The following is a 16,398-nucleotide window of genomic DNA, read 5'->3' on the forward strand; positions in this document are numbered from 1 at the left end:
AGCGTAACGCCGTGCCGAAGGTGGTATGAGGCTTTCAAAGGATAAAGGAGTAACGCCCCATGAAAGGCATGAATTGGATTGTGAAAGGAAGCAGTGTTGTTCTCACGCTGGCGTTTCTGGCTGGCTGTGCGTCGACTCCGGCGGGTCCGGACAGCGATTTTTCAGGTCTTTACAGTGGCAAATCCGACCTGACGTTTTCGACCCTGATGCCGATTGAATCGGCAGCCGAGGGAATCGCCCGGGGAGATGCCGCCCGCGCCCGGGGCGAGCTCGACCAGGCCATTTTTGAGTACATCCGGACACTCGAACTGGAGCCGAATAATCCCGAAAGTTTCTACAAGATCGGGGCCATCAATCTTCAAAAAGAGGAGTTAACCAAAGCCCATACCGCCTTTCAGAGCGCTCTGGAGAACGATCCCGATCACGCCGGCGCCCTTGAGGGCATGGGGTTGGTCCTGATGCAAATGCGCCAGCCCGAGCGGGCTCGAATTGTGCTGGAAAAAGCAGTCAGCCTCGATCCAAAGCTGGGTAAAGCCCACAATGCCCTTGGCATTCTTGCGGATCTTCGTGGCGATTTCGGGCGTGCCGCAGAGCATTACAACGACGCGTTGATGTTGTCGCCCCTGAGCGCCCGGCTCCAGAATAATCTGGGGTATTCGCATTATCTCTCGGGCGAGTGGGATCTGGCGGAGCGGGCATACCTTGCCGCCCTGAATGTTGATCCCTGGCACCAAAGGGCCTGGCGCAATCTGGGACAGCTCTACACTCGCCAGGAACGCTACGATGAGGCGCTGGAGGTCCTGACCGAAGTCATGTCCGAAGCAGAAGCCCTGAACACCATGGGTTACATTTGCATGAGTGGTGAAAGACTTGAAGATGCCGAGAAGTTTTTTACCCGGGCAGCGCAGGCCTCTCCGAGTTACTACGTCACTGCAAACGAAAACCTGGAACAGGTCAGACGTCTGATTGCCAAGAGTGGATCCTGAGGCCTTTTAGCCACGGTTGTCCGCCTCGACGTATCCGGCCTTCTGTATCCCCTCAGATGGCCGGATCCGGCAAGCTCCCGTTGATCAAAAACTGGCTTCGGGAAAATTCCAGCACGTTCCGGGAACCATCCTCCCTGGTCAGGCTCATCGATACCGACTCGGCGCCGGTCACGACAATCAACCGCAGCTTTTCGCGGGGTTTTCGGTCTTTCAATGCGCCGGGCTCAAACAGGGCAGCATTTATTCCTTCCATGCCGTCATGGGCGTCATAGGGCAGCGTATACAAGCCAGCCTGCAGTGCCCGGGCAGACAGGAACTGAAACGCGGTTACACCGAAGTTTCGCATTTCAGATCCCAGAGATTGAGTCAATTCGTAGCTGGAGGGGTGGGTCAGCTCTTCATGGAGCTCGCGCCATGCATTTCCCTGTAAACGGACACCGCGTTCGGTCCGGATCCTGGCTCCGAAAACTGTATGAAGCGTCCTCAAAGGCTTCGGGAAGGGGGTGACGACGTGGTTAATAAATACGAACCGGTAGAAAGCGGTTTCGGCCAGAGCCGTGTTAATGGCCATGGCGCCGTAGAAAAGACTTTTCTCGAAGGCCTGCCCGAAACGTGAGCCGTGTTTCAGTGGTGGATAGCGGAAGGGTGTGGCGAGCAGGTAATGAAGACCGCGGGTACCCTTGGCATGGGCTGGCTTGGTTTTTTCCAGCAACTCCTCTAACCGCGCCTGCTCCGGAATATTGTCGACCAGCCGGGTTGTGGCTATTTCTTCCTGGGACTCTACGACCCGGTAAACCGTTCCCTGCAACGGTTCCAGGCATCGGGCAATGCGCTCTTCATAGCTCAAAGCTTACCCCGCATGGCGTCCAGGTAGTAATTGATCCGTACAAGTCCTTCGGCGGATTTGACCAGCTGACGAGGGATTGCCTCGAAATACCGGTTCTCCGTGTTGATCCAGTGTTTCATGGCGTCCGGATCGCCACCGGTCAACGCGTAGACACTGCGGTAGAGGCGGATGAAGAGCAGGGCAAGTTCCCCTGATTTGCTCTCAGGGTCAATGCCGTCCCGGACCAGGCCGGTTCTGTTTCTGCCAACGATGTCAGCCAGCTCGGTCTGATTGAAGCCAAATGCCTTTCCGGCATTGATCAAGGCTTTCGATAGCAGGGCTTTGTCCTGAGTCGATTCGTCGTGAATTTTTGCGGTACTCATGACCAGAAACCTTTGTCGATTTTTCACAGTATAAATCAAAAATGTGAAAAATGAACAGTCGATTATTGGTCCGGGATTTATTTGGGATACCCTGTGATCTCCCGAATTCTTCGATACAACGGTTGGAGCTGAGGGTACATCTTCAGATAGACCTCTGAATACAGCCGATCGTACAGCGCATGGGTCTCAGGTTGCGGTAGAAACACGTCACCAACCCGGGTCATGGCGGCGACAGCCGTCTGGAAATCCGGATGCAGGCGCAGCCCTACGGCCGCATCAATGGCGGCGCCGAGTCCGGAGGTTTCGTAGGTGTGCGGTCTTTCGGCCGGCAATCCGAACACGTCCGCAGTCAGCTGCATGGCGGCATCACTCTGGGACCCACCACCGGCAACACGAAGGCTCCGGATTGGAGTGCCGGTCCGTTTTTCGATCTTTTCCTTGCCCTCTCGCAAGGCATAGGCAAGGCCTTCGAGAATGGCACGGTAGATGTGGGCACGGGTGTGGACGTCGCCGAAGCCGATGATTGAACCTTTGGCCTCGGGCCCCGGTTGCCTGACCCCGGGGGACCAATATGGCTGGAGCATCAGGCCCATGGATCCGGCCGGTACGGCCCGGACGAGTTCATCGAAGAGAACCTCCGGCTCGATGCCCCGTTGTTCGGCAAGTTTGCGTTCCCTCAGACCGAATTCCCGCTTGAACCAGCTCACCATCCAGAAGCCCCGATAGATCATCACTTCCGTTGAGTAGCGTCCGGGCAGAGCGGACGGGTAAGGCGGCATCAGTTTAATCGCCTCGACGTAACGTTCGCTGGTGGTATTGATCGTTGCCGTGGTGCCATAACTCATGCACCCGATGTCAGGCGTCAGACCGCCGGAGCCCAGGATTTCGCAGGCTTTGTCAGAGGCGGCCGCCATCACAGGAAGGCCTTCCGGCAGGCCGAGATGTGCCGCTGCCTCGGGGGTGAGGGCACCAAGGGAACCGCCCGGTTCGACGAGTTCGGGCAGCATGGCCCGGGTAACCGGCATGGTTTGCCACTTGAAATCTCGGCGGCCGGCCCACCGGTGCTTTCGGTAATCAAAAGGCAGGTAGCCCACCTGGCTTCCCGTCGAGTCCCTGAACTGGCCAGTCAGTCGATAGTTCAGGTATCCCGACAGCAACAGAAAATGGCGAGTCTGTTGCCAGATCTCCGGCTGATTCTGGGCAATCCAGTTGGCCTGGTTTTTTTCGCGGAAGCGATTGATGGTGTCTTCCAGTCGCGCCAGCTTGAACAACCAGCCCCAGGGGCCCTTCACGGGTCCGTCCACCCTGGCGTGGCGTTGATCGAGCCAGATGATGGCGGGGCGCAGCGGCTTGCCATGTTTATCAAGGTTAATCACCGTGCCTCGTTGGGTGGTAACGGTGATTCCGACGACCTGACTGGGTTGCGCGTCGGTATTACCCCACAGCAACCGGCAGGCGTTCCCGAGATTCTCCCAGAAATACTCCGGGTGCTGTTCGGCCCACCCTGGCTGTTCGGAGAAATAGGGATCGAGGTCTTGCTTGCCCTTGCTTATCAGGTTGCCGTATTTGTCGAACAGCAGGGCGCGAACGCTCTGGGTGCCATTATCAATCGCAAGGATCAAAGGTTCAGCTGGCATCACCAGACTCCTCTCCGGGCAAAGCGTAGGCACGGTTTCGGATGCTCAGGTATCGGATCTCCTCGTCCTGCCAGCGGGCGTCGTCCCAGCCCAGAACCGGTTGGCAGTACCGTCTTATATCAGAAAGCAGGTTGCGGGCGCCGTCTGGCGCTATAAGGCCGAGCCGGGTACGACGTAGCAGCAGGTCGTCCAGATGCTGCACGTTCTCATGACCACAAGCCCAGAGTAATTCTGCCCACAGCAGACCGGAGGGTTTCCCATCCACCTTTATCTCTTCGTTATGCCCGTCGGCCAGCAGGGTTTCCAGGTCCGGGCCGTAATATCCTTTCAGCCGGTTCCAGGTCAGATGGCCAAGAGAAGTCGGGTGGGTCAGCTTGGGCGCCGGCGTGAACACAGGGAGATGTTGATCCCGGAGACACTTGGCATCGCTGTCACCCAGGCCACGGGAGAGCGCTTCCCTGGCGATCAGGCGGAAGGTCGTGAGTTTTCCGCCGGCTACGCTGATCAGACCCCGGTCCTCGCGAAATTCGTGCTCACGATTTTCACTGGACGGATCCTTGCCTGCGCCATCGGTGACGATGGGGCGGACGCCGGCCCACGTCGAGATAATATCCTCACAGGAAATGTTGCTTGACGGAAACAGCCGGCTGGAAATTTTCAGAAGGTAGTCGACTTCATCCCCGGAAATCCGGGGCTCAATGTCCAGATTGCCGGAGTGGTCCAGATCAGTGGTACCAAGAACGGTTGTACCCTCCCAGGGAAAGGCAAAGACCGGTCGGCCATCATCCGGATGCAGCAGGGATACCGAGCAGGAAACCGGAAGGCGGGACCAGGGCAGGACCAGGTGACTGCCTCGAAGCGGCCGGATGTTCATCCCCGCCTGGTCTCCCGATGTTGTCTGTAAACGGTCCGCCCAGGCTCCAGTCGCGTTAATGACAAGTGGGCTGGACACGTCGAAGGGTTCGTCACTCTCCTCGGACTGAAGCCGGATTCCGGACACCTGGCCGTTGGTTCGCAGAACCTCGAGCGCTTTGACGTAATTCAGGCACAGGGCACCCTCTCGCCGAGCTTCTGCGATGATCCGTTGGACAAGGCGGCTGTCATCGGTCACGGCGTCGGAAAACACGCTGGCGCCCAGAAGGTTGTCGGTCTTCAGCCCTGGCACCCAAAGCGGGGCTTCTGATCGAGTGAGCAGCCGACGCGAGCGGAACCTCGCGATACGATCGTAAACAGCGAGAAGAAGCTGGAATACTCGGGGGCCGGGAAACTGGCGACGGTAATGCGGCATCACGAAGCGAAGTGGTCGTATGAGCCCCGGGGCCTCGGCCATCAGGCGTTCGCGCTCCCGGACTGCATCCCGGGTCAGTCGGTATTGGCCACTGCCAAGGTAGCGAAGCCCGCCGTGCACCATCTTGGAAGATCGACTGGAGGTGCCCCAGGCAAAGTCCTTCTGTTCCACCAGCAGGGTTTGCAATCCACTGCCCGCAGCCTCCCGTGCGATTCCTGCGCCGGTTATTCCCCCGCCCACGACCACGACATCAAAGCGGCGGTTGCCGGCTTTCAGAGCTTCCAGAATCTGATCCCGGGTGTTAGCCATATTCAATCCACCAGCGTCCCCGGATTCAGCAGGGAATCCGGATCTAAGGTGTTGCAGAGTGATCGGATGGCCAGCATGCCCAGCTCACCTTTTTCAATGGGCAGGTACGGGGCGTGGTCTTTGCCGACGCCATGCTGATGACTGATGGTGCCGCGGTTGGCAACGATCAGTTCGGACGTGCTGTGTTTCAGGGACATCCAGCGCGAGAGCGTTTTCTCGTAGGTGTCTGCCACCCGGAATACATAGGTGGTGTAGATGCTGCAGCCCTGGCCATAGAAATGGGAGAGGTGAGTGAACACATGGACGGATTCACCCTCGTCCTCAAGGCCGTGCCGTAGACTGTTTTCCATTAACCCAAGCAGGTTGTCGACGTTGTCCCAGTCGGTTGCTGTCTCCAGGGTGTCAACGGCGTAGCCCAGTTCCCATAAAGCTTCCCGCAGATACGGCATCGTAAACCGCTTCTCCGCCCACTTGGCTCCCAGGTGGGTACCGGTGTATACGCCCCCGAATTCGGCACAAACCTGGCGGGCCTCCGCCAATGCGCTCTTGCATTGCCTGCGGCTTCCGGTGAGGCCGAAAGTCATCATGCACTTTGCTGCACTGGCTCCCCGAAGGGAAAGATAGCGCTCCAACAGAGCGATCAGCCGGGGATGGCCGGCAAGAGCGAGCTGGGTTTCGGTTTCAACGGCGTTACTCAGCCGCAGCATGGAAAGTTGTGTTCGATTCTGGACCAGTTGCTGACATGCGGCCCGGGCCTGTTCCCAGTCCGGGAAAAACACCACGTGGAAACTCTCTTGTTCCGGTAGCCGGCTGACCCGAACCTTGACCTCAGTAATCACGCCAAGCCGGCCTTCCGAGCCCAGTATTACCTCGCGGATGTCCGGGCCCGCGCTGGAGGCCGGAATGGTTGGCAGGTTCAATGTTCCGAGCAGGGTTTCAACGCGCCCGCCTGCAAACAGTTGTTCTATGCGACCGTACCTCAGGGATTGCTGTCCGCTGGAGCGTGACGCGACCCAGCCCCCAATGGTGGACAATTCAAACGACTGCGGAAAGTGCCCGAGCGTATAGCCGTGGGCGCGCAGTTGGGATTCAACCAGCGGACCGGGTGTGCCGGCACCGAAGGTTGCAATCTGGCTTTCCGTGTCCAGGTCTGTGAGCTGGTTCATCTCGCCCATATCGACGGTCAGCACGGGTTTGTCGACAGCCAAAGGGTTGATGTGCCCGGCAACGCTGGTGCCTCCGCCATAAGGGATCAGGTGAACATTGTTTTCCCTTGCGAAGCGGAGGAGGGTCTGGACGTCCTGACCGGAACGCGGGCGAGCGACTCCGTCGGGGAATACCCCGAACTCTCCGCTGCGCATGGCCAGCCAGTCCGCGAGGCTTTGCCCCCGGGCGTGCCGCACCCTTGCCTCAGGGCTGGTGTCGACCAGGCCGCCAAGTGCGCTGCCTGAGGATGCGGGGAGCCGGGATTCAGGAACCTTGTCGCAAACGTCCTGTAGAGCGGCGTCGGCAAGGGGCTGGCCGATGCCTATGCGCTCCGTCAGAAACCCTTTGCCTTCCTTGGGCAGCGCCAGATTGAAAGTCTCGTCGCCCCAGCCATTCCAGCGTCGCATGCGTTTGCTCCCCGATACTTGGTTGATGTCGGGCATTCTAGTGGCTTCGGGAGCGAATGCGGTGTCGCTTGGCGACATTCAGGGTGTCATTTGCCGCCAGCAGGGTCAGGGCCGAAGTGAATCGATCAGCCGATCGTTGAGTTCCTGCCACCGGGAAAGCTTCTGGGCTTCGCCGATCCGCTTTCGCTCCCCGCCAGAGTTGTTAAGCCAAAGTCCTTCACCATTGAAGCTATAAACGGGTTCAAGATCAGTGCGTTGTGACGCAGGCTTAATGTCATTTATCAGATTATCCAGGATGAGGGGGTCGGCGTCCGGTTCGGGGTACCAGGCAAGCACCATGTGGGCCTGGTTCAACTCGAGAGCCTTGACGTAGACAACCCGTAACTGGTCGTCCGGGACTCCCATGGATTTCAGGGTGAGGTACTTGGCAATGGAGAAGTCTTCGCAGTCGCCGGCATTGGTGGTCAGGAATTCCACCGGTGTGGCCCAGTAGTCTTCTTCGCCCCAGTGCTGGATGTCACTGACAAACCTCACTCGATTGAAAAAGCGGTTAACCAGCCGGAGCTGGCGTTCAGTCGGGGCGTTGGCAGCAAGCGTATGGAGTCTCTGCCAGTTTTCAAGGCGCTCGTAGGCTTCCGTACCGAACTCTTCCTGAACGTAGTTCATCAGGCGGCTGCTGAGTTCCAGTGCGCCGTAAACAGCGGTGGCCAACAGCAGTGCTGGCACTAGAAAGGTCCGGCGCCGAAACGCTGAAGCGGCCGTAACCATGTCCGGCCTCAGTTACTGTTATTCCGGAGGCGTTCCCTGAGTTGCTCAAGGCGCCGGCGAATTTCCTCTCTGCGCTGTTCATCGTTCGCATCCGGCGACGGTTGCCTGGATGGGGCCGTAGATGACCGTGAGACGGGCGTGGTCTGTTGCTGTTCCTCCTCGTCACTGGCGGCAAACGATATGCCCGACCGGTCTTCATTCTCGGGGAAGAAAAGGTTTTCGAGTTTACCTCCCCGTTCAATGACAACTCGGTTCGGGTGCACGGAACGAAGGGTGGCATTTCCGGGCAGTTCATCACCGACGGGATAGGCTTCGGTGTTGCCTTTCTGATCCTCAATAAGCGCACTGCCGGGGAATTCACCCTCTGCCGCAAGGACGCCCCTGAGGTAGAGGCGAAGGTTGGTTTCCGGGAGGTTTTCGGTCTCCTCTGGCCGCACGGCGCCATCCTCGCCTGCAATACCGAACAGGGTCAGAGAGGCCAAGTCGATTTCCGGTGGCTGGCCTACCGCCGAGGCATTCCGAGTGATTGGTTGAGTTTCGTCGAGCACGGCCCGCTGGTTTTTGGTCAGCACGAAACTATAGACCTGCCAGGCTGTCACACCCACCATTGCCGCGCCTGTAATAATGGCGAGGAGCAGAGGAAGCCGTTCGTTGTATAAGAGCATTGATCATCCTGGATGATGTTGGTGGGCAGGAAAAAAGCCCACAGGTTATCAGACGGCAATGTTTTATTGGCAGTATAGTGTATAGAGTTATTCAGCGGTTCCATATCCTGTGGTAGCCTTTCTGAATTGATTGAATCAAAAAGAATTTCAGGACGGGGAAGACCTTGACTACAGAATCCGAATTTCAGCAGCAGGATGCTCCGCTGGGCCGTCTTCCTTTTACGTTTGCCAAACGCAACGGCGTTATACTGACACGCTCGGATGATGGCGATCCAATCATACTGATTCGCCCCGGAGCTTCTCATTCGGCGCTCGCCGAAGCCAACCGGGTGAGCGGTGGCCGTGCGAGATTTTCCACCATCGATCCGGATCGGTTCGATCATGCGCTGAATGCCGCGTACCAGAACGATTCTGCCGAAGCCATGCAAATGGTGGAGGGCATCGGTGATGATATGGACCTGGCCTCCCTGGCAGATTCTGTTCCCGAAACCGAGGATCTGCTTGAACAGGAAGATGACGCTCCCATCATTCGCCTGATCAACGCGATCCTGACAGAAGCCGTCAAAACCAGTGCCTCGGACGTTCACATTGAAACCTATGAAAAACGGCTGGTCGTGCGCTTTCGTGTCGACGGGGTTTTGAGAGAGGTTGTTCAGCCCAAGCGCGCCCTGGCGCCCTTACTCGTGTCCCGAATCAAGGTCATGGCCAAGCTCGATATTGCAGAGAAGCGGGTGCCCCAGGATGGTCGAATAGCGTTACGAGTTGCCGGGCGAGAGGTGGATATCCGCGTGTCCACCATGCCTTCATCAAGCGGGGAGCGGGTAGTGTTGCGTCTCCTCGACAAGCAGGCAGGGGCTATTCGCCTGGAATCTCTTGGTATGGACGGGAACGACCTCAAGATTCTCCGAAAGCTTATCTATCGCCCCTATGGCATCTTGCTGGTAACCGGTCCAACGGGTTCCGGTAAGTCGACAACCCTGTATGCCGCGCTGCAGGAGATCAATGACCGTAGCCGTAACATACTGACCGTTGAAGATCCCATTGAGTATGATTTGCCGGGTATCGGGCAAACCCAGGTTAATGCCAAGGTAGACATGACCTTTGCCCGCGGCCTCAGGGCGATCTTGCGGCAGGATCCCGACGTCGTGATGATTGGCGAGATCCGGGACCTCGAAACCGCTGAAATCGCCGTCCAGGCGAGTTTAACCGGTCACCTGGTTCTATCCACTCTTCACACCAATACCGCTGTCGGCGCGATTAACCGGTTGATGGATATGGGAATCGAGCCATTTCTGATTTCGTCGAGTCTCGTAGGCATTGTGGCGCAACGTCTGGTCAGGGTTTTGTGCAAGGAGTGCCGCGAATCCTATACGCCTTCGGAAGAACAATGCGAGTTCCTGCAACTGGATCCCTCTCTGCCTCCCACCATTTACCGTTCCGTAGGCTGTGAACATTGCAATGATCTGGGCTACCGGGGCCGCATAGGTATCTATGAGGTGGTGCCAATAACGGACGAATTAAGTGGGCTGATCGATAAACGGGCCGGGGAACTTGAACTCGAAAAAGTGGCGCGACAACATGGGCCTAGTATCCACGCTGATGGCGTTCAGAAGATTCTGGACGGTATAACCAGCGTGGAAGAGGTTCTGCGCGTTACCTACCGGGGCCGCTAACACATGCCTGCATTTGACTATAAAGCACTGGACGCCCGAGGTAAGCAGAAGCAGGGCGTGATGGAGGCAGACGCAGCGCGTGCTGTTCGCCAGCAGCTACGGGAGAAGGGTTTGACCCCCCTGGCTGTGGAACCTTCCACCGAAAAACAGTTACGCTCCAATCCCCTCGGCGGTCGCGGATCACTTTCAGCCCCGGATCTTGCGTTGGTTACCCGGCAACTGTCGACCCTGATACAGTCAGGCATTCCTGTGGAACAGGCACTGTCGGCCGCGGCCCAACAGTCCTCGAAGCCCAGAATCCGCAGTATGCTGATCGCGATCCGGGCAAAGGTCATGGAAGGGTATACCCTGGCGGACAGCCTCGGGGAATTCCCGAGAGCGTTTCCCCGCCTGTACCGGTCCACCGTGTCGGCCGGCGAGCACGCGGGTCACCTTGACCTGGTTCTTAACAGGTTGGCGGATTACACCGAAAGCCGGCAGGAAGCGCGCCAGAAAATTCAGTTGGCGGCCATCTACCCGATCATTCTCAGTGTGGTCGCGATTGCCATCGTCGTGTTTCTGCTCACTTATGTGGTTCCGGATATCATTGAAGTGTTCGTCAAACAGGGGCAGGAGCTGCCCGCGTTGACCACGGCGATGTTAACGGTCTCGGAATTTCTTGCGGATTACGGTGTCTACCTTCTTATTTTATTGATCATCGCAGTGGTGGCATTTCGCGTCGCCCTGAGCAAACCGGGTTTCCGGATGCGGTTTCATAAGCGCCTTCTGCACTTGCCTCTGGTTTCCGGAATGGTAAGGGGGGTGAGTACAGCCCGTTATGCCAGCACCCTCAGTATCCTGACGACCAGCGGTGTCCCATTGGTCGAAGCCATGCGGATTGCGGGCGAGGTGCTTTCAAACGACTTCCTTCGGAGTGAGTTGAGAGTAGCCGCACGAAAGGTCAGTGAAGGGGGATCCTTGCACCGTTCTCTGGATCAGACCGGATATTTCCCGCCGATGATGCTGCACATGATTGCCAGTGGTGAGGCCAGCGGTGAACTGGACAGTATGCTGGAACGGACCGCCCGCATGCAGGAGAACACCCTGCAGTCCAAGATTGCGGCGATTGTTGGACTGTTTGAGCCGATGATGTTGTTGATCATGGGTGTGGTGGTGCTGATTATCGTTCTGGCCATTATGCTGCCAATTCTGAATATGAGTAACCTGGTGGGCTAACAACACCAGGTATTCGATGACCTGATAACGTTAAAAAAGGGATTTCACGCCAATGACGAGTGAGACTATGACGATTCCAAACCTGAAAATGCGTACCCGAAATCGCGGCTTCACCCTGATTGAGATCATGGTGGTCATGGTGATACTTGGCCTTCTGGTGGCAATTGTTGCTCCCAATATCATGGGCCGAAGTGACCAGGCGAAAGTGACGGTCGCAGAGACCCAGCTCAGCAATATTGCCAATGCGCTGGACCTCTATCGCCTCGATAACAGCCAATACCCGTCGACCCAGCAAGGTCTGGAAGCCCTCGTAACCAAGCCCAGCGGGAGCCCGGAACCGAAAAACTGGAACCCGGATGGGTATCTGAAGAGCGTACCCGAAGACCCTTGGGGCACTGAGTATCAGTACGTCAGTCCGGGTACCGAAGGGCCCTACGACCTCTACTCCTACGGTTCCGACGGCCAGGAAGGCGGAGAAGGTGATGCGGCGGACATCAGCGCTTGGAACACAAAGGATTAAATCATTGTGCACTCCAGGACGCAGCAGGCCGGTTTCACACTGCTCGAAATACTGGTTGTCCTGATTATCGTCGGACTGCTGGCCGCCCTTGCCGTATTTACAATGGGCGGCAGCTCCCAGCAGCGGGAACTCAAGAACGAGGTTCGCGATCTCTATCTGCTGATGCAAACGGCATCGGAGCAGGCGGTTGTCAATAACCTGGAGCTTGGCCTGCTCCTGGAACCCGATAGTTATCAGTTTGTCGCCTTTCAGGACGAGACCGGTGACTGGAAAGCCTCCGGGGAACGCCTTTTCCGTGAGAGGAGCCTTCCGGACTGGCTTGTGGTAACGGAATTCGTCGAGGGGGACGCGCCCAGGCTGGCATCCGCCGAGGATGAACTGCGTCCGGATGTCGTGTTCTTCTCCAGCGGCGAAACAACACCGTTTGAGATTGAGTTCACCATCGGCAAAAACAACGACTACGTGCACGTGCTGGCTTCGGATGGTTTCTCTCCCATTGAATGGCGACAGCCGGGCGACGAAGAGGCCGAGCTGTGAGGCATCAGAAAGGCTTTACCCTGATAGAGGTTCTGGTGGCCTTGCTGGTTTTTGGTCTGATTGCGACTGCTGCGGCCGAGGTGGGCAGTCAATACATTTCCAGCTATGAGCGAATCCGGGATAAAACCCTGGCGGGCTGGCTTGCAGATAACCGCATCAATGAACTCCGTCTGGAGGAGAACCTGCCCGGTATTTCCGAAAATTCCCGAGACACGGATTACGGCCCCTTCCGCTGGCAAGTAACCACCCGGGTCCTGGCTACAGAAGAGCCGACGATGAGGCGCGTGGAGGTGACCGTGGCGCGTTATCGCAATGAGAGATCCGATCCGGCTCCGGTCCATACCCTGTCCGCTTTTTTGGGGCAGAACTGATGGCTGCTTTGACTCCGCGCTCCCAGCAGGGCTTTACGCTGATGGAAGTTCTCATCGCCGTCACCATCACGGCCGTCATTGGCCTTGGTGTCTGGCAGGTAATCAGCGGCGTCGTCACCTCACGGGATCGGGTTAACGAACTGGCAGAAGATTTTGATGGTTTGCAGCGCGCCATGCTGCTTCTCGAACGGGATATCACCCAGATTGTGAATCGATCCGCTCGCGATATTTATGGCGACTACAAGCCCGCGCTCACAAGCCGCGAAGAGGATTTTGCGCTGATACTGACACGTCAGGGCTGGCGTAACCCTCTCGGTACCCGCCGAAGTGGCCTTCAGCGAGCGGCATGGGAGTTTACCGGTGACGAACTGCGTCGGCGTTACTGGCCCACGGTGGATCAGGGACAGGAAGATAATAGCCGGGATGTGTTGCTGCTTGAGGACGTACTGGACTTTGAAGTCCGGTTTCTCAATGACGAGCGGAGTTGGCAGCCAGAGTGGCCAACTAACGAGATGATGGCGGGAATCAATCCTGGTAGTCGTCCTGAAACGCCATTACCGATGGGCATCGAAGTAACCCTGGAGCATGAGCGGTTTGGGGTTTTGGTGCGAACTTTCGTATTGCCGGACTTTGATGCGAATGAGGCGCAGAGTGTCGTCAATCAGGCTGCCGAAGCCGCCAGTGAAACCGAAGAAGAGGAAGTTCCGGAGGATAACACCGATCCCGGTGCCCAGGGGCAGGGGGGCTGAAGGTGACAAGTGGCAATTTAAGCGCTCGTTTTGGTCGTACAGGGCAGCGTGGCGTAGCACTGATCATGGTGTTGCTCGCGATGGCGCTGGTCGTAATGTTGGCGGCTGGCATGACACAGCAGCAAAGCGTTCGGGTCTTCAAGGCGGGGCATTATCTGGCCCAGCAGCAGGGGACCAGTATTGCGCTGGGCGCCGAGGCCTTTGCTCGCCGGATTCTGGTCCGGGATTACGAGGAGGACAAGGAAGCGAATGAAATGGTCGATAGCCTCGATGAGTTCTGGGCCATGAACGCCGCCATCCTGCCTCTGGACGAGAACGGCGTGGCAGAGGTGCAGATTGATGACCTCGGCGGACGCTTCAACCTCAATGATCTGGTGGCTCCCAATGGCCAGGTGAATACGCTCGCGAAAGAACGATTTTCCCGTCTTCTGGCGGCTCTGGAGATCTCTGAAGTCAGTGTGGACGCGTTGATTGACTGGATCGACGAGAACGATCAGACCGTTAGCGCTTACGGCGCTGAGGACGGACAATACCTGTCAGCGGAACAAGCATATCGGGCGGGGAATCAGCCGTTCGTGAGTGTCAGTGAGTTGCGTTTGGTCGAAGGTGTGGGGCCGGAAACCTACCAGAAACTGCGCCCACATGTTGCGGCGCTCCCGGTGTCCGGTGTGGGGATCAATGTGAACACCGCCACTGCTGAGGTGCTGAGGTCCCTCCATGAGGAACTGACGGATGCCCAGGCGGCGGCTATTCTTGAAAAAAGGAAGGAAGAACGGTTCGAGGATCTGCAGGATTTTCTGGCGCTGCCAGAATTTGCCGGACTGGGACTGAAGTCGACCGGCCTGAGCCTGCAAACCCGTTTTTTTGAAGTTGTATCACGGATTACCTACGATAGCCGTGTTGTGAACATGGTCGCTACGGTTTTCCGCAACCCGGAAGGGGAAGTCCGGACGGTTCGAAGGGATACCGGACAGAAGAACAGAATTACCAAAGAGCCTTTCACTATCTCAGAAGGATAACCATGTCTTTTCGCCTTTATGTGCGGCCGGTGCCTCCGCTTGCGGACCCCGAAGTGAATCCCGAGGCACAGTCCTTTAACTGGGTGTTGCATGATGCCAGCGGGGATACCCAGGCACGTGGAACCGGCGATACTCAGGTCGAGATCGAGCAGACCCTGGGCCAGAATGCGCTCGATAATGTGCTGCTGATCGGTTTGATCCCGGGAGATGAGGCGTTGTTCTGCATTGCGGATATACCGGCCAAGCAGAGCCGGTTTATCAATCAGGCGCTTCCTTACGCTGTGGAAGAGCAGATTGCCCAGGATATCGACACGGTGCATCTGGCCCTCGGCCGTCATGCCGACGAAGGGTACCGGGTCGCGGCGATAGACGACGAGAGGATGGCGCAATGGGTTGCGCTATTTTCCGGCTGGGAGCATGTTCGCCTTGATGCCATATATCCGGACGCGGCACTGTTACCACTGACCGAAGGGGGCTGGTCTGTGTGTCTGGACGGCGAGACGGCCCTGATGGTCAGTGACCGTGGGGAGTGGCTGAGCATGCAGTCCGCCAATCTCGGGATGTTCGCCCATACCCTGGCGGTACCGCCGTCAGAGGAAGTGGTTGCGGAAGTTCCGGTGACACTCTATGGCACCGAGGAAGAGTTCGAGTATCAGCAGTCGGTGGTTGGAGAGTTAAAGTCGCCGGGCCGCCTCGCAGTACATCGGGAAATTCTGGAACTCATGCCCCTGGAACTCCTGGCGCATGCCCACCACCATCATCTCTCTTATCCGATCAATCTCTGCCAGGGAAAATTTTCCACCCGGGTCAACAAAACCAGTCCGCTTAAACCCTGGAAACCGCTAATTGCTGTTGCCGCCGTCTGGTTTGGACTCCAGGTTGCACTGCAAGTCGGAACCGGTTTTTATTATGACAACAAGGCGAGCGAGTTGCAGGAACAGGCCATGGTCATATACCGCGAGGCCTTTCCCGGGGATACTCGTACCAATGCCAGCAATGTGCGTCGAGTAATAGAAGGTCAGTTGCGAGTTGCAGGGGCGGAAGGGCCGGATCTGGATTTCATCACCTTGATGAAGTACACCGGGCAGGAATATTCCGAGCTCCCCGGTTCACAGTCCGTAAGCTTCAACTCCGTGAACTTCAGCCGATCCCGCGGTGAATTGGTTGTTGATGTCAGGGCCGACAGCTATGACCGACTGAGTACCCTGCGCAATGGGCTGACCAATCAGGGGTTGGAAGCCCAGATCGGATCGGTTGTGAATGAAGCCAGTGGCGCCCGTGGGCGCCTGACCGTTTCCGGAGGTTAACGGATGTTCCAGAGAATCAAGGATCAGCCGGCTGTCGGCAAACTGATAGCGCAGTACGACCAGTTACCGAGGCGGGACCAGCAGGCGCTGACAGTGCTGGCGGTCGCCGTTTTTGTGGGCCTGCTTTACTTCGCGATCTGGCAGCCAGCCTCCGATTTTCATGACGCTGCGGTTGCCGAACGGCAGAGTGCGGCTGAGCTGCTCGCCTGGATGCAAGCGAATGAAACCACCATCAAACGGCTGGGAACTCCGGGCGGGCAGACCGGCCAGGGCACTGCCGACGTAGCAGATGGTCGGGCGCTGATGGCGCTGGTAACCGGTTCGGCCCGCGAAGCGGGGCTGTCGTTACAGCGCTTCGAGCCCAGCGGTGAGAACGCTATCCGTGTCTGGATAGAGGATGCGCCCTTTGCAGAGGTGGCTGCCTGGTTGGAGAGACTCAATTCCGGCCATGGCGTCATTGTTGATCAGGCGGCGATGGACCGCGCCGATGAGCCGGGCCGCGTTTCTGTGCGCCTGACACTTACAATCTGAT

Annotated in this window: 17 protein-coding genes; 10 read left to right on the plus strand and 7 right to left on the minus strand. The window is 57.5% G+C overall.

The window, feature by feature from the left end:
- Positions 1-59 precede the first annotated feature (59 nt).
- The gene (locus K0B93_RS01985; RefSeq protein WP_219865588.1) at positions 60-986 is read left to right on the plus strand and encodes a tetratricopeptide repeat protein; all 927 of its coding nucleotides are present in this window, start codon (positions 60-62) and stop codon (positions 984-986) included.
- Between the two features lie 52 nt (positions 987-1,038).
- Here K0B93_RS01985 and K0B93_RS01990 read toward each other — a convergent pair whose 3' ends face one another.
- From K0B93_RS01990 to K0B93_RS02020, 7 genes are all read right to left on the minus strand, one after another.
- Entirely contained in the window at positions 1,039-1,833 is a 795-nt protein-coding gene (locus K0B93_RS01990) for an RES family NAD+ phosphorylase (RefSeq protein ID WP_219865589.1), read from the minus strand.
- A complete protein-coding gene (locus K0B93_RS01995) occupies positions 1,830-2,195 on the minus strand; it encodes an MbcA/ParS/Xre antitoxin family protein (protein WP_219865590.1) in 366 nt (121 codons plus the stop codon). Before K0B93_RS01995 ends, K0B93_RS01990 begins: the two co-directional genes overlap by 4 nt.
- A gap of 77 nt (positions 2,196-2,272) precedes the next feature.
- Positions 2,273-3,832, minus strand: a complete 1,560-nt coding sequence (locus K0B93_RS02000) for an FGGY-family carbohydrate kinase (protein WP_219865591.1) — start codon at positions 3,830-3,832, stop codon at positions 2,273-2,275.
- A complete protein-coding gene (locus K0B93_RS02005; RefSeq protein WP_219865592.1) occupies positions 3,822-5,429 on the minus strand; it encodes a glycerol-3-phosphate dehydrogenase/oxidase in 1,608 nt (535 codons plus the stop codon). Before K0B93_RS02005 ends, K0B93_RS02000 begins: the two co-directional genes overlap by 11 nt.
- 2 nt (positions 5,430-5,431) lie before the next feature.
- Entirely contained in the window at positions 5,432-7,042 is a 1,611-nt protein-coding gene (locus K0B93_RS02010; RefSeq protein ID WP_219865593.1) for an FAD-binding oxidoreductase, read from the minus strand.
- Between the two features lie 105 nt (positions 7,043-7,147).
- Positions 7,148-7,810, minus strand: a complete 663-nt coding sequence (locus K0B93_RS02015; protein ID WP_219865594.1) for a transglutaminase-like cysteine peptidase — start codon at positions 7,808-7,810, stop codon at positions 7,148-7,150.
- Positions 7,811-7,818: 8 nt separating this feature from the next.
- Positions 7,819-8,475, minus strand: coding sequence for a type II secretion system protein N (locus K0B93_RS02020; protein ID WP_219865595.1), 657 nt, complete (start codon positions 8,473-8,475; stop codon positions 7,819-7,821).
- A gap of 164 nt (positions 8,476-8,639) precedes the next feature.
- On the opposite strand from K0B93_RS02020, the gene gspE reads away from it, so the two are divergent.
- From gspE to gspM, 9 genes are all read left to right on the plus strand, one after another.
- Entirely contained in the window at positions 8,640-10,148 is a 1,509-nt protein-coding gene (gene gspE / locus K0B93_RS02025) for a type II secretion system ATPase GspE (protein ID WP_219865596.1), read from the plus strand.
- Between the two features lie 3 nt (positions 10,149-10,151).
- Positions 10,152-11,363, plus strand: a complete 1,212-nt coding sequence (gspF, locus tag K0B93_RS02030; RefSeq protein WP_219865597.1) for a type II secretion system inner membrane protein GspF — start codon at positions 10,152-10,154, stop codon at positions 11,361-11,363.
- Positions 11,364-11,430: 67 nt separating this feature from the next.
- Positions 11,431-11,883 (plus strand): type II secretion system major pseudopilin GspG, encoded by a 453-nt coding sequence (gene gspG, locus K0B93_RS02035; RefSeq protein WP_219865598.1) that lies wholly within the window; start codon positions 11,431-11,433, stop codon positions 11,881-11,883.
- Between the two features lie 6 nt (positions 11,884-11,889).
- Complete coding sequence (gene gspH, locus K0B93_RS02040; protein WP_219865599.1) at positions 11,890-12,420, plus strand: type II secretion system minor pseudopilin GspH; 531 nt, start codon at positions 11,890-11,892, stop codon at positions 12,418-12,420.
- The gene (gene gspI / locus K0B93_RS02045) at positions 12,417-12,791 is read left to right on the plus strand and encodes a type II secretion system minor pseudopilin GspI (RefSeq protein ID WP_219865600.1); all 375 of its coding nucleotides are present in this window, start codon (positions 12,417-12,419) and stop codon (positions 12,789-12,791) included. Before gspH ends, gspI begins: the two co-directional genes overlap by 4 nt.
- The gene (gspJ, locus tag K0B93_RS02050; RefSeq protein WP_219865601.1) at positions 12,791-13,540 is read left to right on the plus strand and encodes a type II secretion system minor pseudopilin GspJ; all 750 of its coding nucleotides are present in this window, start codon (positions 12,791-12,793) and stop codon (positions 13,538-13,540) included. The genes gspI and gspJ overlap by 1 nt, the downstream gene beginning before the upstream one ends.
- Before the next feature lie 2 nt (positions 13,541-13,542).
- Positions 13,543-14,559 carry a type II secretion system minor pseudopilin GspK gene (gene gspK, locus K0B93_RS02055; RefSeq protein ID WP_285368115.1) on the plus strand — a complete coding sequence of 339 codons (1,017 nt, stop codon included), beginning with the start codon at positions 13,543-13,545 and terminating at the stop codon, positions 14,557-14,559.
- 2 nt (positions 14,560-14,561) lie between these two features.
- The gene (gene gspL, locus K0B93_RS02060; protein ID WP_219865602.1) at positions 14,562-15,866 is read left to right on the plus strand and encodes a type II secretion system protein GspL; all 1,305 of its coding nucleotides are present in this window, start codon (positions 14,562-14,564) and stop codon (positions 15,864-15,866) included.
- 3 nt (positions 15,867-15,869) lie between these two features.
- Positions 15,870-16,397: a type II secretion system protein GspM gene (gene gspM, locus K0B93_RS02065; protein WP_219865603.1), complete on the plus strand. Its 528-nt coding sequence runs from the start codon at positions 15,870-15,872 to the stop codon at positions 16,395-16,397.
- Position 16,398: the final 1 nt, after the last annotated feature.

Origin of the sequence: Marinobacter sp. F4218 (genome assembly GCF_019443085.1) — a bacterium.
Taxonomy (GTDB): Bacteria; Pseudomonadota; Gammaproteobacteria; order Pseudomonadales; family Oleiphilaceae; genus Marinobacter; species Marinobacter albus.